The sequence below is a fragment of the Streptomyces sp. NPDC040718 genome (assembly GCF_055593565.1).
The window spans coordinates 193,917-217,935 of sequence record NZ_JBVIXO010000009.1 but is presented as its reverse complement, the minus strand read 5'-3'; the positions used below and the strand labels follow the sequence as shown (position 1 = coordinate 217,935).

General features: G+C 74.8%; 25 protein-coding genes and 2 tRNA genes. 14 read left to right on the top strand and 13 right to left on the bottom strand.

What is annotated here, in order from left to right; genetic code table 11:
• Positions 1 to 240 precede the first annotated feature (240 nt).
• The 3 genes from ACZ597_RS23285 to ACZ597_RS23275 all read left to right on the top strand — a co-directional run bounded on the left by ACZ597_RS23285 (position 241) and on the right by ACZ597_RS23275 (position 2,265).
• Complete coding sequence (locus ACZ597_RS23285; RefSeq protein WP_471333226.1) at positions 241 to 1,416, top strand: helix-turn-helix domain-containing protein; 1,176 nt, start codon at positions 241 to 243, stop codon at positions 1,414 to 1,416.
• Positions 1,417 to 1,495: 79 nt separating this feature from the next.
• Positions 1,496 to 2,098 carry an oligoribonuclease gene (gene orn, locus ACZ597_RS23280; RefSeq protein WP_471333224.1) on the top strand — a complete coding sequence of 201 codons (603 nt, stop codon included), beginning with the start codon at positions 1,496 to 1,498 and terminating at the stop codon, positions 2,096 to 2,098.
• 94 nt (positions 2,099 to 2,192) lie between these two features.
• Positions 2,193 to 2,265 (top strand) — tRNA-His (locus ACZ597_RS23275).
• 77 nt (positions 2,266 to 2,342) lie between these two features.
• Here ACZ597_RS23275 and ACZ597_RS23270 read toward each other — a convergent pair.
• Complete coding sequence (locus ACZ597_RS23270; RefSeq protein ID WP_471333222.1) at positions 2,343 to 3,335, bottom strand: LacI family DNA-binding transcriptional regulator; 993 nt, start codon at positions 3,333 to 3,335, stop codon at positions 2,343 to 2,345.
• 190 nt (positions 3,336 to 3,525) lie between these two features.
• On the opposite strand from ACZ597_RS23270, the gene ACZ597_RS23265 reads away from it, so the two are divergent.
• Positions 3,526 to 4,815 carry an MFS transporter gene (locus tag ACZ597_RS23265; protein ID WP_471333219.1) on the top strand — a complete coding sequence of 430 codons (1,290 nt, stop codon included), beginning with the start codon at positions 3,526 to 3,528 and terminating at the stop codon, positions 4,813 to 4,815.
• Here the strand turns inward: ACZ597_RS23265 and ACZ597_RS23260 are convergent.
• From ACZ597_RS23260 to ACZ597_RS23240, 5 genes are all read right to left on the bottom strand, one after another.
• Positions 4,763 to 5,059, bottom strand: a complete 297-nt coding sequence (locus ACZ597_RS23260) for a DUF3303 family protein (protein WP_470977786.1) — start codon at positions 5,057 to 5,059, stop codon at positions 4,763 to 4,765. The genes ACZ597_RS23265 and ACZ597_RS23260 overlap by 53 nt on opposite strands.
• Positions 5,060 to 5,146: 87 nt before the next feature.
• On the bottom strand, positions 5,147 to 5,434 hold the full coding sequence (locus ACZ597_RS23255) for a hypothetical protein (protein ID WP_471333216.1): 288 nt from the start codon (positions 5,432 to 5,434) through the stop codon (positions 5,147 to 5,149).
• A gap of 136 nt (positions 5,435 to 5,570) precedes the next feature.
• Entirely contained in the window at positions 5,571 to 6,947 is a 1,377-nt protein-coding gene (locus tag ACZ597_RS23250; protein ID WP_471333213.1) for a HAMP domain-containing sensor histidine kinase, read from the bottom strand.
• Positions 6,944 to 7,633, bottom strand: coding sequence for a response regulator transcription factor (locus ACZ597_RS23245; protein WP_185899126.1), 690 nt, complete (start codon positions 7,631 to 7,633; stop codon positions 6,944 to 6,946). The genes ACZ597_RS23250 and ACZ597_RS23245 overlap by 4 nt, the downstream gene beginning before the upstream one ends.
• A 179-nt stretch (positions 7,634 to 7,812) precedes the next feature.
• Complete coding sequence (locus ACZ597_RS23240; RefSeq protein WP_471333211.1) at positions 7,813 to 8,058, bottom strand: hypothetical protein; 246 nt, start codon at positions 8,056 to 8,058, stop codon at positions 7,813 to 7,815.
• A gap of 1 nt (position 8,059) precedes the next feature.
• Here ACZ597_RS23240 and ACZ597_RS23235 point away from each other — a divergent pair, with 1 nt between their 5' ends.
• The gene (locus ACZ597_RS23235) at positions 8,060 to 8,275 is read left to right on the top strand and encodes a hypothetical protein (RefSeq protein ID WP_471333208.1); all 216 of its coding nucleotides are present in this window, start codon (positions 8,060 to 8,062) and stop codon (positions 8,273 to 8,275) included.
• A gap of 13 nt (positions 8,276 to 8,288) precedes the next feature.
• On the opposite strand, the gene ACZ597_RS23230 is transcribed toward ACZ597_RS23235, so the two are convergent.
• Together ACZ597_RS23230 and ACZ597_RS23225 are read right to left on the bottom strand one after the other, a co-directional pair.
• Positions 8,289 to 9,170 (bottom strand): spermidine synthase, encoded by an 882-nt coding sequence (locus tag ACZ597_RS23230; protein ID WP_471333206.1) that lies wholly within the window; start codon positions 9,168 to 9,170, stop codon positions 8,289 to 8,291.
• A 25-nt stretch (positions 9,171 to 9,195) separates the two neighbouring features.
• On the bottom strand, positions 9,196 to 9,603 hold the full coding sequence (locus tag ACZ597_RS23225; RefSeq protein ID WP_471333203.1) for a hypothetical protein: 408 nt from the start codon (positions 9,601 to 9,603) through the stop codon (positions 9,196 to 9,198).
• A 274-nt stretch (positions 9,604 to 9,877) separates the two neighbouring features.
• Here ACZ597_RS23225 and ACZ597_RS23220 point away from each other — a divergent pair, with 274 nt between their 5' ends.
• Complete coding sequence (locus ACZ597_RS23220) at positions 9,878 to 11,200, top strand: tetratricopeptide repeat protein (RefSeq protein WP_471333201.1); 1,323 nt, start codon at positions 9,878 to 9,880, stop codon at positions 11,198 to 11,200.
• Between the two features lie 267 nt (positions 11,201 to 11,467).
• Here ACZ597_RS23220 and ACZ597_RS23215 read toward each other — a convergent pair whose 3' ends face one another.
• Both ACZ597_RS23215 and ACZ597_RS23210 read right to left on the bottom strand, forming a co-directional pair.
• Complete coding sequence (locus ACZ597_RS23215) at positions 11,468 to 11,722, bottom strand: hypothetical protein (protein WP_471333198.1); 255 nt, start codon at positions 11,720 to 11,722, stop codon at positions 11,468 to 11,470.
• A gap of 61 nt (positions 11,723 to 11,783) precedes the next feature.
• Positions 11,784 to 12,380 carry a histidine phosphatase family protein gene (locus ACZ597_RS23210; protein ID WP_471333195.1) on the bottom strand — a complete coding sequence of 199 codons (597 nt, stop codon included), beginning with the start codon at positions 12,378 to 12,380 and terminating at the stop codon, positions 11,784 to 11,786.
• Between the two features lie 96 nt (positions 12,381 to 12,476).
• On the opposite strand from ACZ597_RS23210, the gene ACZ597_RS23205 reads away from it, so the two are divergent.
• Genes ACZ597_RS23205 through ACZ597_RS23195 form a run of 3 tightly spaced genes read left to right on the top strand, consistent with a single transcriptional unit; the run spans position 12,477 to position 16,605 of the window.
• Positions 12,477 to 13,697 carry a hypothetical protein gene (locus ACZ597_RS23205; protein ID WP_471333192.1) on the top strand — a complete coding sequence of 407 codons (1,221 nt, stop codon included), beginning with the start codon at positions 12,477 to 12,479 and terminating at the stop codon, positions 13,695 to 13,697.
• Entirely contained in the window at positions 13,685 to 15,274 is a 1,590-nt protein-coding gene (locus ACZ597_RS23200) for a hypothetical protein (protein WP_471333189.1), read from the top strand. The genes ACZ597_RS23205 and ACZ597_RS23200 overlap by 13 nt, the downstream gene beginning before the upstream one ends.
• Positions 15,271 to 16,605: an AAA domain-containing protein gene (locus tag ACZ597_RS23195; RefSeq protein WP_471333186.1), complete on the top strand. Its 1,335-nt coding sequence runs from the start codon at positions 15,271 to 15,273 to the stop codon at positions 16,603 to 16,605. Before ACZ597_RS23200 ends, ACZ597_RS23195 begins: the two co-directional genes overlap by 4 nt.
• A 47-nt stretch (positions 16,606 to 16,652) precedes the next feature.
• On the opposite strand, the gene ACZ597_RS23190 is transcribed toward ACZ597_RS23195, so the two are convergent.
• Positions 16,653 to 17,069 carry a GNAT family N-acetyltransferase gene (locus tag ACZ597_RS23190; RefSeq protein ID WP_471333183.1) on the bottom strand — a complete coding sequence of 139 codons (417 nt, stop codon included), beginning with the start codon at positions 17,067 to 17,069 and terminating at the stop codon, positions 16,653 to 16,655.
• 177 nt (positions 17,070 to 17,246) lie between these two features.
• Here ACZ597_RS23190 and ACZ597_RS23185 point away from each other — a divergent pair, with 177 nt between their 5' ends.
• The 4 genes from ACZ597_RS23185 to ACZ597_RS23170 all read left to right on the top strand — a co-directional run bounded on the left by ACZ597_RS23185 (position 17,247) and on the right by ACZ597_RS23170 (position 18,641).
• A complete protein-coding gene (locus tag ACZ597_RS23185; protein ID WP_471333180.1) occupies positions 17,247 to 17,396 on the top strand; it encodes a hypothetical protein in 150 nt (49 codons plus the stop codon).
• 71 nt (positions 17,397 to 17,467) lie between these two features.
• Complete coding sequence (locus ACZ597_RS23180) at positions 17,468 to 17,815, top strand: hypothetical protein (protein WP_471333177.1); 348 nt, start codon at positions 17,468 to 17,470, stop codon at positions 17,813 to 17,815.
• A 168-nt stretch (positions 17,816 to 17,983) separates the two neighbouring features.
• Entirely contained in the window at positions 17,984 to 18,577 is a 594-nt protein-coding gene (locus ACZ597_RS23175; RefSeq protein ID WP_471333174.1) for a bifunctional DNA primase/polymerase, read from the top strand.
• Positions 18,568 to 18,641 (top strand) — tRNA-Lys (locus ACZ597_RS23170). The genes ACZ597_RS23175 and ACZ597_RS23170 overlap by 10 nt, the downstream gene beginning before the upstream one ends.
• A gap of 62 nt (positions 18,642 to 18,703) precedes the next feature.
• On the opposite strand, the gene ACZ597_RS23165 is transcribed toward ACZ597_RS23170, so the two are convergent.
• On the bottom strand, positions 18,704 to 19,900 hold the full coding sequence (locus tag ACZ597_RS23165; protein ID WP_471333171.1) for a M6 family metalloprotease domain-containing protein: 1,197 nt from the start codon (positions 19,898 to 19,900) through the stop codon (positions 18,704 to 18,706).
• A gap of 411 nt (positions 19,901 to 20,311) precedes the next feature.
• Between ACZ597_RS23165 and ACZ597_RS23160 the strand changes: the two genes are divergently transcribed.
• The gene (locus ACZ597_RS23160) at positions 20,312 to 22,144 is read left to right on the top strand and encodes a putative bifunctional diguanylate cyclase/phosphodiesterase (RefSeq protein ID WP_471333168.1); all 1,833 of its coding nucleotides are present in this window, start codon (positions 20,312 to 20,314) and stop codon (positions 22,142 to 22,144) included.
• A gap of 118 nt (positions 22,145 to 22,262) precedes the next feature.
• On the opposite strand, the gene ACZ597_RS23155 is transcribed toward ACZ597_RS23160, so the two are convergent.
• Complete coding sequence (locus ACZ597_RS23155; protein WP_471333165.1) at positions 22,263 to 23,972, bottom strand: glycosyl hydrolase family 18 protein; 1,710 nt, start codon at positions 23,970 to 23,972, stop codon at positions 22,263 to 22,265.
• Positions 23,973 to 24,019 lie beyond the last annotated feature (47 nt).

The window sequence follows — 24,019 nt, the reverse complement described above, 5'->3', positions numbered from 1 at the left end:
CCACGGCCGGATCGCGGGGTTCCCCGTCGGGTAGCGGAGTGGAACGCTTCCTGATCGAATGCTTTTCGCCAAGTTGCCAAGTCGACATAGCGCTGCGTGCTGAACTTGTCACGCCGACACCACGGGACGCAGTAGATTCGATCATGTATTTACGGCGGGGGATCCACGTGCAAGGCCGAGGGGAAACGTGCAGGTGCGACCAGACCAAGGAGTCGCGACACCCAAGGGGGGCTTAGCGCCATGAGCCAGGATTCCACCGCCGCTGTCGTCGCAGACGCGGGCCGGAAGCTCGCGGGGCGTCGCCGCAGGGAGATCGTCGCCGTGCTGCTGTTCAGCGGCGGGCCGATCTTCGAGAGCTCAATTCCGCTGTCCGTGTTCGGAATCGACCGGCAGGACGCGGGAGTTCCACGCTACCGACTGCTCGTGTGCGCCGGGGAGGACGGTCCGCTGCGGACCACCGGCGGACTCGAACTGACCGCGCCGTACGGGTTGGAGGCGATCGCCCGGGCAGGCACGGTCGTCGTGCCCGCCTGGCGCTCCATCACCTCTCCTCCGCCGCCGGAAGCGCTCGACGCGCTGCGCCTGGCGCACGAGGAGGGCGCCCGGATCGTCGGCCTGTGCACGGGAGCCTTCGTGCTCGCCGCCGCCGGGCTGCTGGACGGCCGGCCCGCGACGACGCACTGGATGTACGCGCCGACGCTGGCCAAGCGCTACCCGTCCGTCCACGTCGACCCGCGCGAGCTGTTCGTCGACGACGGCGACGTGCTGACGTCCGCGGGCACCGCGGCCGGAATCGACCTGTGCCTGCACATCGTGCGGACGGACCACGGCAGCGAGGCGGCCGGGGCACTGGCCCGCCGGCTCGTCGTCCCGCCGCGCCGCACCGGGGGCCAGGAGCGCTACCTCGACCGGTCGCTGCCCGAGGAGATCGGCGCCGACCCGCTCGCCGAGGTCGTCGCCTGGGCACTGGAACACCTCCACGAGCAGTTCGACGTGGAGACGCTGGCCGCCCGCGCCTACATGAGCAGGCGCACCTTCGACCGGCGGTTCCGCTCGCTCACCGGCAGCGCGCCGCTCCAGTGGCTGATCACCCAGCGGGTGCTCCAGGCACAGCGGCTCCTGGAGACCTCCGACTACTCGGTCGACGAGGTCGCCGGACGCTGCGGCTTCCGCTCGCCGGTCGCCCTGCGCGGCCACTTCCGGCGGCAGCTGGGGTCCTCCCCGGCCGCCTACCGCTCCGCATACCGCGCGCGCCGGCCGCAGACCGACGTGACGCCGGTCTCGGAGATGCAGGGCTCGCCGGTGCCGCACCAGCGCACCCCGCAGCCCCAGCGGGCCGCGGCGGCCCTGGCCGCCTCCGGTCCGAGCGTGACCGAGCTGTACGCCCCGAGCCGGGTGCTGCGCGAGCACGCGTAGCCTTCCCCGCACGAGCGAAGAGGTCCCCCGCACCGGTAGAGCACCGGTGCGGGGGGACCTTCGGCATAAGGTGGGGCGCATGAACGATCGCATGGTGTGGATCGACTGCGAGATGACCGGGCTCTCGCTGACGGACGACGCACTTATCGAGGTGGCCGCACTGGTCACCGACTCGGAGCTCAACGTGCTCGGCGAAGGCGTGGACATCGTGATCCGCCCGCCGGACGCGGCCCTGGAGACCATGCCGGACGTGGTGCGCGAGATGCACACCGCCTCCGGCCTGCTCGACGAGCTGGCCGCCGGCACGACCCTCGCCGACGCCGAGGCGCAGGTCCTGGCGTACGTGCGGGAACACGTGAAGGAGCCGCGCAAGGCCCCGCTGTGCGGAAACTCGGTCGGCACCGACCGCGGGTTCCTCTCGCGTGACATGCCCGCGCTGGAGGGCCACCTGCACTACCGGATCGTGGACGTGTCCTCGGTGAAGGAGCTGGCGCGCCGCTGGTACCCGCGCGCCTACTTCAACAGCCCGCCGAAGAACGGCAACCACCGGGCGCTCGCGGACATCAAGGAGTCCATCGCCGAGCTGCGCTACTACCGGGAGGCGGTCTTCGTGCCGCAGCCCGGACCCGACTCCGACACCGCCCGCACCATCGCCGCCAAGCACGTGGTGGCCGGCGAGTAGACCCTCCGGAGGGGGGCGCGGGGAAAAGGTGGAGCGAGCACCCTCCAAAACCCTGTACCCTTTTCTTCGGCCGGTCGTTCTGCGACCGGACATGGTGGGTGTAGCTCAGCTGGTAGAGCACCTGGTTGTGGTCCAGGTGGCCGCGGGTTCAAGTCCCGTCACTCACCCTGTGGGAAGGCCCCGGTACGCGAAAGCGGACCGGGGCCTTCCGCGTTCCCGCGGTCCGCCCGCGGCTTCCACGGTGCTACGTCGACCCGCGGACGATCAGCTCCGTCGGCAGGACGACCTCCTCCCGCTCGCGGGAGCCGCCACCCGAGATCCGGGCCAGCAGCAGCCGCGCCATGGTCCGGCCCAGCTCCTCCGCCGGCGGCCGCACGCTGGTCAGCGGCGGGTCCAGGTGGCGGGCCAGCGCCGAGTCCCCGAAGCCCACCAGCGCCACGTCCTGAGGCACCCGCCGCCCGGCCGCGCGCAGCTCCCGCCGGGCGCCCGCCGCCAGCAGGTCGGAAGCGGCGAAGACGGCGTCCAGGGCGGGCCGGCGCTCCAGCAGCTCGCGCATGGCCCGCCGGCCCCCTTCCTCGCCGGGGCCCCCGGCCGCGACGAGCCGTTCGTCCGGGGGGTGCCCGGCGGCGGCCAGGGCCCGCCGGTAGCCCTCCAGGCGGCGCCGGGCCCCCTCGTCCCCGGGCGGGCCCGCGATGGCGGCTATCGTCCGCCGGCCCCGCCCCAGCAGGTGGCGCACCGCCTCGGCGGCGCCCCCCAGGTGGTCGCAGTCCACGCTCGGCAGCGTCCCGGCACCCGGCCCGCGTCCACCGACCACCGCCGGGATCCCCGGCGGCGGCTCCGCCTCGGCCGCGGCCGGCAGCAGCAGCCCGTCGACCCGGTGCCCGGCCAGCGCCGGCGCACCGCCCCCGAGGGCGAGGACCAGCTCCACCCCGGCCCCGGCCAGCGCCTCGGCGGCCCCGCGCAGCATCCCCGCGAAGCAGGGCTCCGTCAGGAAGGGCGACTGCGGCCCGGGCAGCACCAGGGCGACGGCTCCGGCCCGGTCGGCGGCCAGTGCCCGGGCCGCGCGGTCGGGGACGTACCCGAGCTCGGCGACGGCGGCCTCGACGGCCGCCCGGGTGCGCTCACTGACCCCCGGCGAGCCGTTGACCACCCGGGAGACGGTGCCGCGCCCGACGCCGGCCCGCAGGGCGACCTCTTCCAGGGTCGGCCGTCCCCGCCCGCGCCCGTGACCGTTCATGGCTGCCTCCCGCTGCGAATCTACCGCTTGGGAGGGCCCGGGCGGCCGGGTGCGGGGGCCGGAACAGGGCCGGGAGCGCTCCCGTTCCCGGGGGCTTCCGAAGCGGGCGTTCCACGGCTAGCGTCCGCCGGACGGGCAACGGCGCGCGCCGGAGAAACGGGAGGGTCGGCGTGCGGCTGGAGGTTGCCCCGTGTCCCGTTCCACCGCGTCCCGGCCCACGGCCGGGACGGCCCCCGCAGGGTTCCGCGGGGTGTTCGCCCTCGGCGGCCGCGCCCTGCCCGTCCACGCGTTCCTGGCGCGGCTGCCCGCCGCGCTCTGCCCCATCGGAACGCTGCTGCTCATCAACGACCGCGACGGCATCGGTGACGCCGGCACCGTCGCCGCCGCGCTCTGGCTGGGCCAGGCCCTCGGCGGCCCGGTCATCGGGAGGCTGGCCGACCGGCGCGGCCACCGCCCGGTGCTGCTCGTCGCCTGCGCCGCGAACGCCGCCGTGCTGGGCGCCCTGGTCGCCGCCGTCCTGGCCGGGCTGCCGCTGGGCGCCCGGGTGGCGCTGGCCGTCGCGGCCGGGCTGACCGTCCCGCAGGTCGGCCCGCTGGCGCGGGCCCGCTGGGCGCGGCTGGCCGGGGAGGACCGGGCCCTGCTGGGCTCCGCGCTGTCCTTCGACACCACCCTCGACGAGGTCGGCTTCGTGGTGGGGCCCGCGCTGGCCGGGATCCTCGCCGTGACCGTGCACCCGGCGTCGGCACTGGTGCTGGCGGCGCTCCTGATCCTGGTGTCGGGGACGCTGTTCGCCCTGCACCCGAGCGCGCCCGGGCCGGTCGCGGCGGCGGGCGCGCGGGCCGGCGTACGGCTGTGGTCGCCGGCGCTGGCCCTGCTGATCGCGATGGCCATGCTCCAGGGGGCCGCGTTCAGCGGGGCCAACACGGGCGTCAACGCGCTGGCGGGCTCGCTCGGCGAGGGCGGCGCGGCCGGGCTGGTGTGGGCCGGCATGGCGGTGACCAGTTCCGTCGCCGGGCTGGTGACCGTGGCCCGGCCCGGGAGCGCGGACCTGCCGGTGCGGCTGCGGTGGACGGTCGGGGTCCAGGCGCTGCTCACCCTGCCGCTGCTCGCGGTGTCGGGGCTGTGGGGTGCGGCGGCGGCCGTCGCCGGGATCGGGCTGGCCGTGGCCCCGCACCTGATCGCGCTGTTCGGGCTGGTCGAGCGGACCGGCCCGGCGGAGCGGATGGGCGAGGCCATGACCGTGCTGGGCAGCGGCCTGATCGTCGGTCAGGCCCTCGCCGCGGCGGCTTCCGGGCCGCTGGCCGCCGCGTACGGGTACCGGGCCGCGTTCGCCGTGTCGTGCGGAGCGGTGGCCGCGTCGGCCGTGCTGGGGCTGGCGGCCGCGGGGCGGGTCCGGTTCGGGCCGGCCGGTGCGGCGGCGACCGCCGTCACGAGGACCGCAACGCCCCCAGCGCCTTCGCCAGGTCCTCCGCGGTCATGACCGGGCCGACCTCGATCTCGGCGTTGAAGTCGTGGAACAGGTCCCAGGTCAGCGCCGGCATCTGCGTGCTGTCCTGGAGGTCGAAGACGATCCAGCAGGAGCGCACGCCCTCGTGGAGGCCGAAATAGGCCGCCTCCGGCTTGACCTTGTCCATCAGCTTCTTGACCGCCTGGGGCAGGCCCCCCGTCGTGATGCCCTCGTTGGTGGCGGCCGTGTCCATGTGGGCCCTGAGCATGACTCTCATGCGTGGCTCCTTCCGTCACGGCCACCCTCCGTGCGGTGCGGGGGCGCGGCAACATTTGCGCCCCCGTCCGGCGGATCCGGGACTCGCTCAGGCGGAGGGGCCGTCGGCCGCCCGGATGTGGAAGTCGAACTCCGAGTGCCCCGGGGCGCCCATCACGCGCAGCCGCACGGGCAGCAGCGTCTCGGTGCCGCGCGCGGTCTCGGGGAAGCCCACGAGGCCGACCGCCGGGTGGGCCGCCTGCCATTCGGCGTACTCGGCGCGGGCGAGGGTGGCCCCGGGGTCGCGGGTGCCGCTGACGACGTCGTGGCCCAGGGAGAGCAGCCGGGCCGCCACCGTACGGCCGACGACACCGGTGCCGAGAACCGCGTAACGCATGCGGATGTCCCATCGGGAACGGTTCTGCACGTGTGCCGGGCGCGGGGTGCGGCCGCACGGGAACCGGCGTGTACCGGCCCCCAACTGGCCCGATCCGTGCGGTATTCCACGGCTCGGCGGAGCGTCTCGGCTCGTGTCAGGCGCCGCGGCGCTTGCGGCGGCCGCGCCGGCCGCGCGCGCCGCGCTCGCCGCCCCGGGCCCGGTCGTCCAGCGCGATCCACACCCGCACCTCGGTGCCGCCGAGCACCGAGCGGCCGATCCGCACGTCGCCGCCGGTGGACTCGGCGACCCGCCGCACGATGTCCAGGCCCAGCCCGGTCGAGCCGTCCCGGGCGCCGTCGTTGCCGCGCCGCAGGGCGGCGTCCGGGTCGGCGATGCCGGGGCCCCCGTCCGAGACGAGGACGATGACGGCGCCCCCGGCGTCGTGCACGTCCACCGCGAAGGGGGTGGCCTCCGGGGTGTGCCGGAAGACGTTGCCGAGCATGGCGTCGAGCGCGGCCGCCAGCTCGGGGCGGGCCACCGGGATGCGCACGGTGCGGTCCACGCCCGCGAGCCGGACCTCGCGGCCCTCGTCCTCGGCCAGCGCCGACCAGAAGGCCATCCGGTCGCGGATGACCTCGGAGGCGTCGCAGCCCGCGGTGGCCGTGCTGGCGGGCGGGCGCTGCTCTCGGGCGGTACGGATGATCGTGTCGACCTCCCGTTCCAGCTGCTCGACCGCCGTCCGGGTGTGCTCGGCGGCCGGACCGTCCCCGAGGGAGGCCGCGTTGAGCCGCAGCACGGTCAGGGGCGTGCGCAGCCGGTGGGAGAGGTCGGCTGCGAGCTCCCGCTCGTTGGCGAGGAGTTCCACGACCTGGTCCGCCATCGAGTTGAACGCGACGGCCGCCGAGCGGAGTTCCTTGGGGCCGTCCTCCGGCACCCGCGCCCCGAGCTTGCCCTCCCCCAGCTGGTGCGCGGCGTCCGCGAGCCGTTCGGCGGGGCGCACCAGGCGGGCGCCGAGCCGGTCCGCGACGGCCACCGAGCCGATGACGAGGGCGAGTCCGACGCCGCCGAGGACCAGCCAGGCGGTGGTGACCCCGTTGCTGACCTCGCTCTCCGGGACGTAGATCTCGATGACCGCGATGTCCCCGGAGCCGAGGGCGATGGGCTGGAGCAGTGCCGAACCCCCGCCGGGGACGCGGGCGGTGGTGGCCCGCCCCAGGGAGCGGGTCTCGGCGACCGCGTGGGCCCCGGCACGGCCGTCGCCGATGTCCACGGCGGCGGCGCCGCCGATCGCGGGGACGTGCACGGCCATCCGTCCGGCGGCGCCCATCTCGGTGGACTCCACGGCCCGGTGCAGCTGCGCGGGGTCGGTGGTGATGGACAGGGTCGGCCCCATGGTGGCGGCCTGCCGCTCGGCGTTGGAGAAGGCCCGGTCGCTGGCCATCTCCCGCACCACCATCGCCAGCGGCACCGCGAAGGCCAGGACCACCATGGTCGTGACCGCGAGGCACACCTTGACCAGCGCCCATCTCACAGCGGCGGCTCCAGCTTCACGCCGACTCCGCGCAGGGTGTGCAGGTAGCGGGGCCGGGCGGCGGTCTCGCCGAGTTTGCGGCGCAGCCAGGACAGGTGCACGTCTATGGTCTGGTCGTCGCCGTAGGACTGCTGCCAGACCTCGGCGAGCAGCTCCCGCCGGGCCACGACCACCCCGGGCCGGCCGGCGAGGAAGGCCAGCAGGTCGAATTCCCGCCGGGTGAGGTCGAGTACGGCGCCGTCGAGCTCGGCCTGGCGGCGCAGCGGGTCGATGGCCAGCCCTCCGACGCGCAGGACGCGGGAGGGCGGTTCGGCGCCGGCGGCGGCGCGGGCGCGGCGCAGGACGGCGGCCATCCGCGCGGAGAGGTGCTCGACGGAGAAAGGTTTGGTCAGGTAGTCGTCGGCACCGTCGTTGAGCAGCCGGACGATCTCGGCCTCGTCGTCGCGGGCGGTGGCGATGATGACCGGTACGTCGGTGATGCCGCGCAGCATCTTGAGGGCCTCGGAGCCGTCCAGGTCGGGCAGGCCGAGGTCGAGGATGACCACGTCGAAGCGGTTGTGGGCGACTTCGCGCAGGGCCTCCAGGGCCGTGCCGACGCTCCGCACGGTGTGGGAGGCCTCGGTCAGGTGCCGGATGAGGGCGGAACGTACGAACTGGTCGTCCTCGACCACGAGCACACTAGCCATGGGCGCACCGTAGTCCATCCGGGGGACCCGGGGAGGGGCCGGGACGACCTTGTGGCGTGTGGTGCAGTATGTGCCCTGATGCGACGAGGACCTGTACATGCCATGGCCTGGGTGCTGGCGACCGCTGCCGCCGTGACCCTGACGTGGTGGGGTGTGCACACCGTCATGTCCGGGACGGCCTACGATCCCCCGCGCGCGGTTCCCTTGACGGCCAGGGCGCCGGACGCCGCGCCGCCGCCCTCCTCCACCCGGGGGCCGGATCCGACGCCGACGCCCTCGGACTCCCCGTCCGCCCCGTCGTCCGCGTCCCCGTCGGCGTCCGGGGCGGCCGGTGCCGCCGCGTCCCCGCCGGCGAAGCCGAAGCAGGCGGCGCCGCCCGGCCGGCGCCCGTACCCGGAGGGCGGCCAGGACGGCGGGTCCGGCACCGTGAAGAGCTACTCGGTGTCGGGCGGCCGGGTCGTCTTCGACCTCGGGACCTCCTCGGCCGGGCTGGTCTCGGCGACCCCCGAGGCGGGCTGGCGGATGCAGGTGTGGAAGCAGGACTTCTGGATCCGGGTCACCTTCACCCAGGGCAGCCGCGAGGTGTCGGTGTTCTGCACCTGGCACGACCACCCGCCGGTGGTGGAGACCGTCGACCCGTGAGGCCCTGACCGGCTCAGCGGAAGACGGAGGGCGGCGGCTGCGGGGAGGCCACGGCGGTGGCGTCCGCCACCGGGGCGGCGCCGCCGGTGAAGTCGGCCAGGGCCCGGCCGTGTTCGACCCGGCCGGGGTGCGGGTCGCTCGCCACGCGGCGCGTGAACTCCGCGACGGGCAGCTCCCGGTCGGAGGCGACGAGCACCGCATTGCCGAAACGTTTCCCCCGCCAGACGACGGGATCCGCCGCCAGCGCCAGCTCCGCGAAGCGCGAGGCGGCGGTGGCGACCTGGCCCCGCAGGTGCGCCAGCGGCGGGCCGTCCGCCAGGTTGGCCACGTACCAGCCGGTGGGCGCGAGCGCCCGGCGCACCTCGTCCAGGAACTCCGCGCTGGTCAGGTGGGCCGGGGTGCGCGCCCCGCTGAACACGTCCGCTATGACCAGGTCCGCCCAGCCGTCCGGCACCTTGGCGAGACCCGCCCGCGCGTCCACGGCCCGTACACGGATCCGCGCCTGCGGGTCCAGCGGCAGGTGTTCCCGTACGAAGGCCACCAGGGCCCCGTCCACCTCCACCACCTGCTGCGTGGAGCGGGGGCGCGCGGCGGCCGTGTAGCGGGCCAGGGTGAAGGCGCCGCCGCCCAGGTGCACCACGTTCAGGGGCTGCCGGGCGGGCGCCATCAGGTCGATCAGGTGGCCGATCCGGCGCTGGTAGGCGAAGTCCAGGTACCCGGGGTCGTCCAGGTCCACGTGGGACTGCGGGGCGCCTTCGATCAGCAGGGTCCAGGCGCGCGAACGCTCGCGGTCCGGCGCCAGCTCCGCCAGACCGCCGCCCACCTGCCCGGCGACCGGTCCGGCGGCCGGTATCGCGCCGCCCCTGCTGCCCTTGCCCTTGCCCTTGCCTGCCACGCCCCCATTATCGCTGGCCAGGGCATCACCGACAGTTGTCGGCCGCCTCGATCAGCCGGGCCGCCTCGCCCAGCGCGGCGCGCAGCACCTCGGGGTCGGTGACCGGCCCCACCGCCTCGGGGGGCAGCAGCCAGCCCGTACCGCCCGCGGTGGGCGAGACCGCGTCGCCGAAGCGCACGCCGCGCCCGTTGGTCTGCGTACAGGCACTGCCGGGCAGGTCCCAGGCGTCGGCGGTGCCGGGCGGGACGAGGAAGCCGAGGGTGTCGCCGGAGCCGTCGTGCAGGACCGGGCCGACGCCGGGGGCGGCCCGGCCCGCCGAGCGGCGGATGATGTCCACCGCCTCCAGGCCCTGCCGGGTGGGCACGGTCACCAGGTCCGGGGCGGGGGAGGTCGCGCCGGCTCCGGGCGCGGTGTTCGTTCCGATGCTGTCCATGCCGGCCTCCGCCAAGGGGAACCCCTCCTCGATCCGTATCCGCATGGGTTCAACGCGCGGAAGCGTCAACGGGTGCGGCGGCAAGACGCCGCAAAGGATGGCAGTTCATGGCGGATCGCGGGTGAGATATCCGTTTTGTAGCCAAACACCGCATGAAGCACCCGCCGCTGGCGGTACGTTCATGCGCGCCGGAGCCCTGACTCCGGAGCGAGATCGACAGGGATCGTCAGGGGTCCTGCGGGGCACCTGGGATCGTCCAGAGAGGCACACGTCCATGGCGGCGTCCCCCCACTCACCCAACTCCTCCTTCCGCCGGCTGCGCGGACAGCACTCCCCCGCCGAATTCGCGGCCATGGTCCGCCGCGCGGCCCGGGAGATCGGCGAAACGGTTTCCTGCGACGCCCGCTACATCGGCCGGGTCGAGTCGGGCGAGATCCGCTGCCCCAACTACGCCTACGAGCGGGTCTTCCTCCAGATGTTCCCCGGCCGCACCCTGGCCGACCTCGGCTTCTCCCCGCGCGAGGCGGTGCGCGGCCGGGGGGCGCAGCGCGCGCTGCCGACGCCGCCGGTCTTCACCCGCCTCGTCCGGCGTTCCAAGGAGAGCGACGTGCTGCGTCGCGCGTTCATGACCGGCGGTTCCGCGACCGTGGCGGCCGCGACGCTCAGCCTCACCCTCCTCGGCGACGGCCGCCGGATCCCCTCCCGCGCCGGGGAGGCCGAGGCCGCCGCGGTCGAGGACGCGGTGCGCCAGATCCGGCTGCTGGACGACCGGCACGGCGCCGACGCCCTCTACCGGCGGGCGGCGCAGCCCCTGAAGACGGCGTACGCGCTGCTCGACGCGGGGGCCACCCGGCAGTCCACCGAGGACCGGCTGCACGCGGGGGCCGGGGAGCTGGCCGTCTCGGTGGGCTGGCTGGCGCACGACTCGGGCCGTTTCGAGGACGCCCGCTCGCACTACGCGGAGGCACTGGCCACCGCCCGGGTCTCGGGCAACGCCGCGCTGGAGGCGCACGCCTTCAGCAACATGGCCTTCCTGGCCCGGGACCGCGGCCGCCACCGCGAGTCGGTACGGGCGGCCCAGGCGGGCCGGCGCGCGGCCCGCTCGCTGGGCTCGCCCCGGCTGCTGGCGCTGCTGGCACTGCGGGAGGCGGGCGGCTGGGCGGGGCTCGGGGACCGCCGGGCGTGCGAGGAGTCCCTGGCCCGGGCGCACGCGGACTTCGCGCGGGGCGCGTCGGCCGACGACCCGGAGTGGATGTCCTTCTTCGGCGAGGCGGAGCTGGAGTCGCTGGAGTCCCGCTGCTGGGCCGCCCTCGGGGAGCACGCCCGCGCGGCCCGCCACGCCCGTCGCGCGGCCGACCTCCAGGACCCGCACTTCGCGCGGAACGTCGCCCTCTACACGGCGGAGCTCGCCGACTACCTGGCCCGGGCGGGCGCGCCCGACGAGGCGGCCTGGGCGGGCGGCCGGGTGCTGGACCTGCTGGCCGAGGTGCGCTCGACCCGGATCCGGTCGATGCTGGCCGGCACGGCCCGCACCCTGGTCCCGCACCAGCGCTCCCCGCGCGTCGGCGCCTTCCTGGGCCGGCACGCGGAAGCCTAGCGCTCCGCGCGTGGGCCGGATCGCCGTGCGGGCCGGGCGCACCGGCCGGCACGGCCGGGGCGCTCCGCGGGAGGCGCTGGTCCTTCGGCTGCGGGCCGGCCGTGGCCGGTCGCGCGGTTCCCCGCGCCCCTGGCGGGGCGGGGCCCGGGCGGCGTGCGGACCCCGGCGGGGCGGGTCCCGGTGAGGGGCCGACGTACTCGAAGACCCCGCCGTCCGGGTGGCGCAGTACGGCACGGCGCCCGTCGGGGGTGCCGACGGGCGCGGCGATCACCTCGGCCCCGGCCCCGGCAGCCTTCGCCACCGCGGCGTCCAGGTCGGCCACGGCCAGCGTGGCCGCCACGGCGGCGAGCCGCCCGGCGGGCTCGTCGGGTCCGCTGACCAGCAGGACGGCCCGGTGCTCGCCGGCTCCAGGCCGGCGAAGGCGAACCGGGCGACCGGCTCGCCCGTGAGCTTCGCGTGGAAGCCCACGGCGTCTTCGAGGTCCGTCACGCGCCGCCGCAGCACCACGGATGAGACCGTCATACCGGCATCATCCCAACTTGGCCCGACATCCCAACCTGGCCCGACCGCAACGGAGTTGGGTTCAGCCTTCCAGGTGGCCCGTGTCGTTCCAGCGTTCCAGGGCCGGGGCTCCGTAGGCCCAGCCGAGGACCGACAGGGAGGTGGGGTCCAGGCGGACGCGGGCGCCGAAGGAGGCCTCGAAGCCGAGCCAGCGGGCGGCCAGGGTGCGCAGGACGTGGCCGTGGGCGAACACGAGGACGTCGCGCTCCGCCGAGCGGGCCCAGGCCACGACCTCGTCGGCGCGCGCCGCGACGTCCGCGACGGACTCACCGCCGGGAACCCCGTCGCGCCAGATCAGCCAGCCCGGCCGGACCGCCTGGATCTCGGCCGGGGTCATGCCCTCGTAGTCGCCGTAGTCCCACTCCATGAGGGTGTCCCAGGGGTCGGCCTGGGCACCGAAGCCGGCCAGGTCGCAGCTCTCGCTCGCGCGGACCAGCGGGCTGGTGCGCACCTCCAGGCCGCGCAGGCTCGCCCAGGGTTCGCGGGCCAGGCGCTCGCCGAGCCGCTTCGCCCCCAGCCTGCCCTCCTCCAGCAGCGGCACATCCGTGCGGCCCGTGTGCTTGCCGAGCAGGGACCATGCCGTCTGGCCGTGGCGGGCCAGCAGGATGCGGGGGGCCATCTGTGTTTCTCCCGGTCCGTGGGGGTTCACCGTCCGTCCATCATCGCCGACGCGGCAGGAAGGGGGGACCGGACCGTTTCCGCCGTATGACCACGATTGTCAGTGGCGGATGGGACACTTCCGCCCGTGAGCTCCTACCCGCCCGACGGCCCGCCCCAGACGACACTGCGGCAGCGGCTCGCCGACCTGCGCGGCCCCGCCGTGCCGCCCCGCCCGCTCGACGCGCGGGCGCTCGCCGCCCTCGCCGCCAACCCCGGCTGCGGCAGACGGGCCCTGCTCGACGGCGCCGGGGTGGACAAGACCGCGCTCGCGGCCGCCCTGGGCTCCCCCGCCGCCTTCGGGCAGTCGCAGTTCGCGATCGTCCGCGGCAACTCCTTCGAGGCCCGGGTCAAGGGCGACGGCGGAGCGGAACTGCTGCGACTGACGCACGCCCGGCTGGGCGGCGGGGCCGAACCGCCCGGGCCGGACTCCCGGGTGCCGGACCTCACCGCCGCCGGGCCCGAGGGGCGTGCCGCGCGGACGGCGCTGGCCCTGCGGGAGGCCACCGCCGCGCGGACGTGGACGCTGCTGGACCATCCGATGCTGGCCCTGGAGGTGGCGGGGACCCCCGCGTACCTGGAGCCCGACGCCGTCGTGGTGCACCCCGACGGCCGCTGGACCGTGGTGGAGATCAAGTCGTTCCCGATGATCGACGGGGCCGCCGACGCCGCGAAGGTGGGGGCCGCCGCACGGCAGGCCGCCGTGTACGTGCTGGCCCTGGAGCAGACCGCCGGCAAGCTGGAGGGCGCCGAGGTCGGCCACCAGGTACTGCTCGTCTGCCCGAAGGACTTCTCCAACCTGCCCGCCGCCGCGCTCGTGGACGTACGCCGGGAGCGGTCGGTGACCCGCCGCCAGCTGGAGCGGCTGACCCGGGTGGAGGAGCTGGCCGAGGGGCTCCCGCAGGGGCTGTGCTTCGACCCCGCCCGGCCCTCCGCCGAGCTGACCGAGGCCGTCTCCGCGGTCTCCGCCGCCTACGCCCCCGAGTGCCTCGCCGCCTGCGAGCTGGCCTTCCACTGCCGGGAGCGGGCCCGCGACGCCGGGGAGCCGGCCGCGCTGGGCCGTTCCGTACGGGGGGAGCTGGGCGGCCTGAGCACCGTCGAGGCCGCCCTCGCCGCGGCCGCCGGAGCCGGAGCCGGCCCCGACGGATCGGACGGCTCCGGCGACGACCCCACCGCGGCCGCGCTGCGCCAGGCCGCCCGGCTGCGCGCCGAGGCGCTGGCGCTGGCCGCCGACCGACCCCCGTACCAGGCCCCGGAGACCCCCGAATGCCCCTGCTGAGCACCCTGGCCCGGCTGGAGGCGGTCCGCGCGGGCCGCGCCCAGCCCCTCGCGACCGTGCGGCACCGCCACCTGGGCGCGCAGCCGCTGGTCTTCGTACCGCTGACCACAGCCGGTGAGGCGGGGGCCCCGCTCGGCGCGATGCTGGGCACCGACCGGCACGAGCCGCGGATCTTCGTCATACCGCAGCCGCGCGACCGGGACCTGCGCTGGCGGTTCCTGGCCGACCTGGCCGTGCACGTGATGGCGTACGTGGACTCGTACGCGGACGTCGTCGAGCCGGCCGAGCGCACCGAGACCGACCCCGAGACCGGCAAGAAGGTCAAGGTCGAGGCCGAACTGTGCGTGGACGCGCCGCAGATCCTCGTGCCCAGCCGGGCGGGCGTCGAGTACGTGCGCCTGCTGGGCCGGTCCATGCGGTTCCGCCGGACCGCCGAGGAGGACCCGGAGAACCCGTACCCGGCGCCCACCCAGGTGCCGCTGCTGGGCCGCTGGTTCACGCACCTCGCCGAACGCTCCCGTGTCCCCGGCTCCTCGATGCTGCTGTCCGCCACCGAGCTGCTGGGCAGGCACTGGGCCACGGGCCAGAGCAACCTGGAGGACCAGCACCTCGGAGCACTGCTCGGCTGGATCGACCCGCCGGAGGGCGTCTCGGGGGCGGAGTTCGCGCTGCGCGTGGAGCTCGCGCGGGACGCGGACGGCCAGCTGGCGGTCCCGCCGGCGGGCCCGGCCACCGACCCGGCCTTCGACAACAAGCTGCTGGCGCCGGCGATCGCGAAGTTCGACGCGGCGCGGGCGGCCGGCGAGCCGCAGGGCCGTCAGGCAGACACAGACACCGCGCGGCTCGCCGAGCGGGCGATCCGGCGCCTCGTCCTGAGCCAGATGGAGACCGCCTGGTGGCAGACCTGGGCGGCCGTCGACCTGATGCGCACCCTGCCGCCCGGTGAGCGGACCGAGGAGCGCTGGACCCGCGACCGCTGGTCCTTCACCGGCCACCGCGACCGGGTCCGCGCGGGCGAGCCTCCGCAGCCGCGCCGCGACGACGCGGTGACGGCGGCCCAGAAACTGGCCACCCGGGAGACCGAGCAGGTGCGCCTCGACGCCCAGGAGGCGCTCGACGACCCGCTCGTCATGGCCGGGCGGCGGTTCGCGGGCGAGGCCTTCGCCGGCGAGGTCACCGAGGTCCTGATGGAGTGGACGGAGGGCAAGCGCCCCCGGCCGCGCCCGCTGGTGACGGTGGCCACCGAGGACCTGCCGCAGCTGGCGGAAGGGGGCGGCGGGAAGGTGTTCCGCTCCCTCGACGGGCGCCAGCAGGCCTTCGAGTTCGTGCGGTACGAGGAGGACGGGCAGCTGGTGCTGCGCGTGCTCGACAAGATGGGCGCGGGCCGGGAGCCGGTGGCGGGCTCCGTGCCGGAGAAGGGCGACCGGGAGTGCTGGACCCTCTTCGAGCACGACGCTCGGGGCGGCCCGAAGCTGCCCGACCCGGAGCACACCCCGTGGACGCACGGCGGCCCGCCGGGCTCCGCGACCTCCCCCGCCCCCGCCCTGGACGCCGTGACCGACGAGGACCTCCTTTGACCACCGCCTTCGACCCGGGCGCGGCCGCCGACCGGGCCACCGCCGCCATCCTCCACGACACCCTGCACGGCACCGAGCGGGGCGTGGTGGTGGACTCCCCGCCGGGGGCCGGCAAGTCGACGCTCGTGGTGCGGGCGGCCCGGGAGCTGGCCGCCGCGGGGCGCCGGCTGATGGTGGTCGCGCAGACCAACGCGCAGGTGGACGACCTGGTGCTGCGGCTCGCCGAGAAGGATCCGGAGCTGAAGGTGGGCCGGCTGCACAGCAGCGACGGCGACGCCTACGACCCGGCGCTGCGCGGACTCCCCTCGGTCACCCTGTCCGCCAAGCCGGCGGACCTGGCGGAACTGCCGGTCACCATCTCCACGGCCGCGAAGTGGGCGTACGTGAAGGCCGACGCGCCCTGGGAGCACGCGATCGTCGACGAGGCGTACCAGATGCGCTCGGACGCGCTGCTGGCCGTGGCCGGGCTGTTCGAGCGGGCGCTGTTCGTGGGCGACCCGGGGCAGTTGGACCCGTTCAGCGTGGTCGGCGCGGAGCAGTGGGCCGGGCTGTCGTACGACCCTTCGGCGTCGGCGGTCTCCACCCTCCTCGCGCACAACCCGCAGCTGCCGCAGCACAGGCTGCCCGTGTCGTGGCGGCTCCCGGCGACGGCCGCGCCGCTGGTGTCGCGCGCCTTCTACCCCTACTCGCAGTTCCGCAGCGGCACCGGCCCCGGCGAGCGCCGTCTCGCCTACGGGGTCGCGGGCGACGGCTCGGGCCCGGACCGGGTGCTGGACGAGGCCGCCGCGTCGGGCTGGGGGCTGCTGGAACTGCCCGCGCGGCACACCCCGCGCACGGACCCGGAGGCGGTGGGGGCGGTGGCCCTGGTGGTGCGCCGGGCGCTGGACCGGGGAGCGGTCACGGCGGACGAACGCTCCCCGGCCCCCTCGCCCCTGTCCCCGGACCGCATCGCCGTCGGCACCGCCCACCGCGACCAGGCGGCGGCCGTCCGCGCGGCGCTGGCCGCGCTGGGCGTCACGGGGGTCACGGTGGACACGGCGAACCGGCTCCAGGGCCGCGAGTACGACCTCACGGTGGTGCTGCACCCCCTGTCGGGCCGCCCCGACGCGACGGCGTTCCACCTGGAGACGGGCCGCCTGTGCGTGCTGGCCTCCCGGCACCGGCATGCCTGCGTGGTGGTGGCCCGGGCGGGGATAGCTGAGCTGCTGGACGACCACCCGTCGACGGAGCCGGTACAGCTGGGCGTGACGGTCAAGTTCCCGGACGGTTGGGAGGCCAACCACTCGGTCCTGGCCCACCTGGCCGAACACCGCGTGCCCTGGCGGCCGTAGGGGCCGCGCACGGCCGGCGCGTGCTGCCGGCCGGCCGCTCGGGGTGGCTACTGCTCCCCGAACGCCATCCACTTGTCCGGCGTCGCGAGCGGGGCGAAGCCGGCGCGGGCGTACACGCCGTGCGCGTCGGCGGTGGCCAGCATGATGCGGCGCAGGCCGTACGGGGCCAGGTGGGTCTTCACCGCCTCGACGAGGGCGCCGCCGAGGCCCTTGCCGCGCGCGCCGGGGTCCACGTACACGTCGCAGAGCCAGGCGAAGGTCGCCAGGTCGGTGACGATCCGCGCGTAGCCGACCTGGGTGCCCGAAACGCTGTCGTACGCGCCGAAGTTCAGGGAGGACCCGACGGCCCGGTCGTGGCTCTCGCGGCTGCGGCCGAGGGCCCAGTAGGCGTCCTGGGACAGCCAGCGGTGGACCCGCTCGTCGTCGAGCCGGTCGGGGTCGGTGGAGATCTCGTAGCCGTCCATCGCGCCATCCAACAGCGTCCGCCGCGGCTGGGCCAGCGGATATGCCGGCCGGGCAGCGAGCGGGCGCCTCCTAGGGGGTGTGGTCCTTGCGGGCGATGCCGAAGTGGCGGCGGAGGGTTTCGCCCGCGTCGGCGAGGGCGTGCGGCTGCTGCGGGGTGAGGACGTCGATGGCTCGGCATGCTCCCCGCCGAGCGTTCGGTGGCCGTCCCCGGCATCAACGGGCTGCTCGGGGTCGAGGGCTTCGAGGCGCCCGAGGGACCGGCCGGCGAACTCGCGGGCGTACTGGACGGGGTCGCGGCGCTGGTGAGAGTGCCCGCGGCGGCCTGAGGCCCGCACCCTTGCGCGACGCTGGACAATGGAGGGTGGCCCAGGATCCGGAGCGCAGCAGGAGGACACGCATGGCAGAGCCCGAGCGGACCGAGCGGAGGCAGCGGCCGGCGCCGCTGCTCTTCGAGCCCTCGGAGGCCGCCACGGACCCGGAGCACTTCTTCGACCTGGAGTCGATCGAGGACCCGCGGGAGCTGCTGGCCCGGGCCACCGAGCTGACGCTGGCGTTCCGGGCCGCGCAGGACCGGGCGGTGGAGTTCCAGGCCCTGGCGGCGGCCCAGCTGGCGGACCCCCGGCGCTTCGACCGGCTCCCGCCGGAGGCCATCGCGGCGATCGCGGAGTGGACCGAGGACTACGCCCGCAAGATGATCGAGTTCGGTGAGGACCTCCAGCGCGGCGCCACCCCCGACACGGTCTAGCCGCCCGGAAGCCGGGACGGGACGGGGTGGAGCGGCCTCGGGGAGCCGGCGGGGCACGGTGCGGCGCGGTGGCATATGCGCGGCGCAACATACCCCAGGACCGCCCGCCCTGTCCCGGTTTTCGGTAACTCCGCGGAACCGCTGCGCTACGCCGGGTACACCTGGCATATGACGACCCCGACGACGGCCGCCGGCTGCCCCGCCCTCGACGGCCCCGACGCACGCATCGCGCCCGCGACCCAGGTCACCCCGCAGGGCGCCGCATGGCTGGCCTCCGCTTCGGCACACCCGCACGAGGCCCTCGCCGCCTGGGAGGCGCGGCCCGCCTCGCCCGCCGCGCTGCCCTGCGGGACCGCGTTCGACGTCGTCAACGTTCCGCTCGTGCTGGGCCGCCGAATGCTCGACCTGCTCTGGGAGCGGGGGCCCGGCTCGGGGCCGGCCGCCGTCCACCGCGGCCGGATGCTGCTCTTCGCCGCGCCCGGCACCGCCCAGCGGCTCCCGGCACTGCTCGCGTGGGAGGAGTGGGGCCCGGCCGCCCCGGCCCCGCTGTGCCACGGACACGGGGACGCCGTCACGGTGCCGCCGCTGGCCGCCGTCCCGGGCCCGTCTCGGTGGCTGGTGGCCCCGGACACCCGGCTGCCCTGGCTCCCGGGGCCGGACTCCCTGCTCTGGGCGTTCCTGAACGCCGCCCGCGGCCCGGTATCGATTTTTGGTTCGGCCGAAACGCCTGCTAATGTCTACGACGTCAGCAGGCGCCGCTAGCTCAGTTGGTTAGAGCAGCTGACTCTTAATCAGCGGGTCCGGGGTTCGAGTCCCTGGCGGCGCACAGACGGGAGAAGGCCCCCGCTCTTCGGAGCGGGGGCCTTCTTCGTGTCCGGAAACCGCCCCTCAGGTCGTGATCTTCACCGTGTAGGCGCCCGACTGGGTGCGGTCCGCCACCTCGATCGTGATCCGCTCCCCCGGCACCGTGAAGGTCTCCCCGACCTCCAGCGGCGCGTCCGCCAGCGGCGGGTACACGGAGCGGTCCCAGCAGGCCTCCGTGCGGGGGTGGCCGTCGAGCACCTCGATCGGCCCGCCGCCCGAGGCCGCCTCGTTGCGGACCCGGTAGACCAGGACCCCTTCCGTGCAGGTGTCCCCGTCATTCCCGGCGGAGCCGCGCGCCTCGACCGCGACGGCGCTGCCGGGGCCCGTACGGATCACCGCGAGCCGGGTGCCGCCGGTGCCGCCCGGCGGCGGGGCCTGCGACAGCGGCTGAAGGGTGTGCAGCGAGGTGCCGGACCGTACGCAGTCCACCTGGGCGGGGTCCAGCCAGCCCAGCTTCCACTTGTGCCAGGCGAACAGGTCCGGGGACATCCCGAACTGGCTGCCCATGACGTCCCAGTCGCCGACGTAGGTGTCCCAGTCGCCCTTGCCGTCCGTCGGGCGGTGGTAGAGGTCGGGCAGGTCGAAGACGTGCCCGGTCTCGTGCGCCAGCACGTTGCGGTCGGGCGGGTGCTGCTCGAAGACGGTCACGATCCGCCGCAGCTCGGCGCCGTCCGCCACGATCGGGCGGTCGAAGTTGACGACCTTGGTGGCGTCGGAGTCCACGCCGGGGGCACCCGGGTCGGCGACGAAGTACACGACGTCGTACGCGCTGAAGTCCACCAGCGGATCGGCGGCCGCGACCGCGTCCCGCAGGTAGGCCGCGCGGTCCTCGGGGGCCCAGTCGCGCTGTATCCCGTACGCCGTCGCCGGGCGGGGCATCCGGATCCACCGCTCCTGCGGGTGCGGGACCAGCCGGAACCGCCCGTAGGAGGCCCGCTCGAAGAAGTCGCTGGTCGCCGGGAAGTAGTCGGCCGTCAGCTCCCGGGGCGTCACGGCAGCGCGGTGGCCGGGGAAGGAGAGGAAGACCATGACGGCGTGGAGGCTGCGCTCGGGCTTGGGGTAGGCGCCGTTCCAGGTGTCCACCCCGAGGGAGTGGTGGGCGGCCGTCCGCGTCAGCGCACAGGGTCCCGCGGTGGCGGTGTCGGCCACCGCCGGCCCCGCGACGAGCGACATGGCGGCGAGCGCCGTCATCGAGGTGAGGGCGGCGGCCGTACTGCGCATGCGGGAGCGGTCCACTCCCCCGGGTGTCTGCTCTCGCCGCACGTCGACCTCCCGGTGGTGGATTCGTCCCGTCCCATCCACCTTGAGGCGATTGTCTGACTAATGTCCTGTTCCGGTGCCCCACATGAGTGAGCGATACGGCAAGCCGGTGACCCCCGGGGTTCACGCCCGACGCTACGGAACGTCACGATCGATCACGTGAGGACAGTCACCGTCACCAGGCGTTCACAGGTGTGCGCAAACGGTCGCCCGACCGCTGCCCGACACCCCGTCAGCACCTCCCCCCGGAAGCGTCAGCATGGCGACGGACCGGGCCCCGCACGGCGACGCCGCTGGATAGGGCCTCCCGGCAGCCTCTATGATCGGCACACTTTCCTGCGCGGACACTCACGAACACAGCGGGAGCGAACGGTGAGCGGAACCTCAGAGGAGACCGGTTCGGCGGCCGAGAGCATCCGACCGACCCTTACGGAGCGTCACCCGGCAGTGCCTGCCGTGCCCGAACCCCGCGACTACCGCGCCGCCTTCGACGCGGCGCACCTCGCCATGGCCGTCGTCGGCCGGAGCGGCGAGGTGGTCGCCGCCAACCGGGCCCTGGCCGCCCTCCTGGGCGCGGAGCCGCACGCCCTCGCCGGGCAGTGCGCCGCCGACCTGGTGGACCTGGCGGCGGAGGCCCGTACCTGGCAGGCCTACCAGGAGGTGCTGCGCGGCCGGCAGGCCCGGCTGCGGTGCACCCGCCGCCTCAAGCACCCCGACGGGCACTCGCTGTGGACCGAGGTCACCCTGGGCCCGGTGGCCGGCACCCAGGACGTCCTGCTGTCCGTCGCCGACATCAGCGACCGGCGCGACCTCCAGGCCCGGCTGCGGCACCTCCAGATGCACGACCCGGTCACCCGGCTGCCCAACCGGGCGCTGTTCTTCGAGCGGCTCTCGGCCGCCCTGGAGGCCTCCGCCTACGGCACGGGCGGCACCGGCCGGATCGGCCTGTGCTACCTGGACCTCGACGGCTTCAAGGCGGTCAACGACACCCTGGGCCACCGGGTCGGCGACCGGCTGCTGACCGCCGTGGCGGCCCGGCTCACCCAGTGCGCCGACCAGTCCGGCTACGGCCGCTCGGGCGGGCACCTCGTCGCCCGGCTCGGCGGCGACGAGTTCGCGCTGCTGGTCGAGGACTCCACCGGCACCGAGCAGCTCGCGGACCTGGCGCGCAGCGTACTGGCCGCCGTACAGGAGCCCTTCGACCTGGCCGGGCAGCGGCTGTCGGTGTCCGCGTCGATCGGCGTGGTCGAGCGGGACGCGGCCGGCACTTCGGCGACGGGGCTGATGCAGGCCGCGGACACCACGCTGTACTGGGCGAAGGCGGACGGCAAGGCGCGCTGGACCCTCTTCGACCCCGAGCGCAACGCGCACCGGATGACCCGGCAGTCGCTCTCGTCCAGCCTGCGCCCGGCCGTGGAGCGCGGGGAGTTCGAGCTGGAGTACCAGCCGCTGGTGGATCTGGAGAGCGGGGTGGTGCGCGGGGTGGAGGCCCTGGTCCGCTGGAACCACCCCCAGTTCGGGATGCTGACGCCGAATCGGTTCATCGGCATCGCCGAGGAGGACGGCTCGATCGTGCAGCTGGGGCAGTGGGTGCTGCGCACGGCGTGCCGGCAGGCGCGGCGCTGGCAGATCGAACAGCCCAGCGACTCGCCGGTGTTCGTCTCGGTGAACGTGGCGGTGCGCCAGGTGTGGGACTCGGACCTGGTGGGGGACGTCGCGGAGATCCTCGCCGAGACCGGTCTCGCCCCGCAGCTGCTCCAGCTGGAGCTGACGGAGTCCGCGGTGATGGGGTCGGCGGGCCGGCCGCTGCAGGCCCTCCAGGCGCTCAGCGACATGGGCGTGCGGATCGCCATCGACGACTTCGGGACCGGCTACTCGAACCTGGCCTACCTGAGCCGGCTGCCCGTGTCGGTGCTGAAGCTGGACGGCTCCTTCGTGCGCGGCTTCCGCTACGAGGAGGGCACCCACCCGAACCCGGCCGACGAGACCATCGTGGAGGCCTTGGTGCAGCTCGCGCACCGGCTCGGCCTGACCGTCACCGCCGAGTGCGTGGAGACGGCGGGGCAGGCGGCCCGGCTGCGGCGGGTCGGTTGCGACACCGGGCAGGGCTGGCTGTACTCCCGTGCGGTGGCCCCGGAGCTGATCGCGGAGATGATCGCCCCGCCGCCGGGGGCCCGGTTCGCCACGGGGACTCCGGAGGCCTGAGGCCTGTCCGGCCCTGATCCGCCGGACAGGTCCTGAGCGCGGCGCGGGAACCGGGACCGCCCCGCCCCTCGGGAGGAGGGGCGGGGCGGTCCGGCGCTCGGCGCGGGGTGGGGGGAGATCAGCAGGCGCCGAGGTCCTTCCAGACACCCCATTCACCGGTGGTGCCGGGCACCTCGTTCTGCGTCCACCACTGGGCCTTGTACTTGCGGCCGTTGTGCGACACCTCGTTGCCGGCGGTGTAGACCGTGCCCTGGACGTAGGCCGGGACGTTGCCGCAGCCGGTGGTCGGGGGCGTCGTCGGCGGGGTCGTCGGCGGCGTGGTCGGCGGCGTGGTCGGCGGGGTGGTCGGCGGGGTGGTCGGCGGGGTGGTCGGCGGCACCGTGGTCCCGCCGAGGGCGTCCGAGATCTGGTTCAGCAGCGTGGTGTTGTTGTCCAGGCCGAGCAGGGAGTACATCATCGCGCCGGCCAGGCCGCGCTGCTTGCCGTAGTCGACCCGGGCCTGGATCGACTTCTGGTTCAGGCCGGTGAAGAACTCGCCGTCCTTGTAGAAGTAGGAGGCCTTGGCCTGGTCGTCCCAGTAGGTCGTCGCCGGGTTGTCGACGATCCCGCCGAGCTCCTTGTAGTTGGCGATGCCGGCCTGCTGGCTGGTGGGCCGGGCGCCGGAGGCGCCGGTGGCGGGCTGGGCGAGGCCGCCGGCCGCGCCGGCCGGGACGCCCTTCCAGCCGCGGTAGTAGAACTCGTAGCCCAGGGTCAGCTTGCTGGCGGGGAAGCCGCCGGTGATGCCGTAGGCCGGGTTGCCGTCGATCCAGGAGTCGATGGCGTTGTCGATGCTGTACTTCTGGGCGCCCGGGGCGATCGGGTCGGTCGGGTCGTTGGTGCCGGAGTACAGCGGGGACTGGTGGTACGTCGGCCCGTCGCCGTCCCAGGCGCCGTGCATGTCGTACGTCATGATGTTCGCGTAGTCGAGGTACGCGCCGATCTTGTCCGTCTCGATGTACTTGATCTTGTCCTGGCCGGCCGGGAGGGCCGAGGTCAGCAGGTACTTCTTGCCGCCGTTGGCCTGGCCGTAGGCGTCGAGCTGCTCGCGGAACTCCTTGAGCAGGAGGGTGAAGTTCTGCTTGTCCTCGGGGGCGTAGTGGTTGCCGAGGTGGCCGCCGGACGAGCCCGGGTACTCCCAGTCGATGTCGATGCCGTCGAAGATCCCGGCCGCCGTGCCGGGGCCGCCGTAGCCGTCGGCCTTGGGCAGGTTGCCCTTGATGTACTGGTCGATGCAGGAGGAGACGAGCTTCTTGCGGGAGGCGTCGGTCTTGGCCGCGTCGCTGAAGTACTTCGAGTACGTCCAGCCGCCCAGCGAAATGTTGATCTTCAGGTGGGGGTACTTGGCCTTCAGCTGCTTGAACTGGTTGAAGACGCCCACGATCGGCTGGTCCCACTTGTCCGCGACGCCGCTGACGCTGTCGGCCGCGCTGAAGGACTTCTGGTAGTCGGCGTACGAGTCGCCCGCGCCGTCACCGGCGTTGGGGTTGTTGTCGTCGCCCGCCGCCTTGTTCGCCTCGAAACAGGTGAGGTCGGTGGGGTGGATGTTGCCGAACGAGTAGTTGATGACGTCCAGCTTCCCCGCTATGCCCCGGGTGTCGAGGTGCTTGGGGTAGAACGCGTTGCCGTAGACGCTCCACTGGTCGTAATAGGCGATCCGCACGCCGCCGGCCGCGGCGGTGCCGGAGGCGTCCGCGGCCTGTGCGGTGCCGAGTCCCGCGAAGGTGGCCAGCGCTCCGGCTGCAAGCGCGGCCGTGGCGGCGGCCGCGATGAGGGGTTTACGGATGTGCATGAACTGCCTCCGTGGGGGTGGGAGGGGAGGGCATCAGCTGTAGGTGA